1 protein-coding gene is annotated in these 539 nt (G+C 33.8%); it reads left to right on the top strand.

All coding sequences use genetic code 11. From position 1 onward, the window contains the following. Positions 1 to 539 (top strand): hypothetical protein (locus ABD077_RS25185; protein ID WP_343914954.1); only part of this gene is annotated, 539 nt, incomplete at both ends.

Raw genomic sequence — 539 nt, 5'->3', positions numbered from 1 at the left:
ACACTTCAACAAACACTTCCAGATTCCATTTCCTTAAATGCTAGATACTTCTTACCTCCGAATAAAATAGTATTTCAATTAACTCCAGGAAGCACAGGTGATTACGCAGTATTAATAAATCCAGATGGTTCTGTTTCTGTATTACCTGATAATACTACGATAAATTCCAATACAGATTACAGTAATATAACCGGTTATTCTACGGTACCTGGTCTTATTGCATTTGGAGGCGGAGAAGAAGCTTATAATCCTTGGTCTCCATGTGCGGAACCATGTTCACCATATGTCGCATTTTACAATACTTCAACTCAACAATTGTCAATTTTCAAAATTCCTGGTGGAAGTTGTGATAATATGAATACTTCATCAATTGTTAAAGGTAATAGTAATGATATAATAGCAATAGGTGGCGCTAACCCAGGATCTTTAACTGGTGGAACTGGATATGTAATTTTTAACTCATCATTATCACCATATTTATATGGAATATTTGCACTTACAGATTCAGCTGGTAATTCGTTATATTTATATACAATTTC

Origin of the sequence: Aquimarina litoralis, assembly GCF_039523995.1 — a bacterium.
In the GTDB taxonomy this organism is placed as follows: domain Bacteria; phylum Bacteroidota; class Bacteroidia; order Flavobacteriales; family Flavobacteriaceae; genus Aquimarina; species Aquimarina litoralis.
Note: the sequence above shows the minus strand (reverse complement) of the source record. Positions and strands in the feature narration are given on the sequence as shown.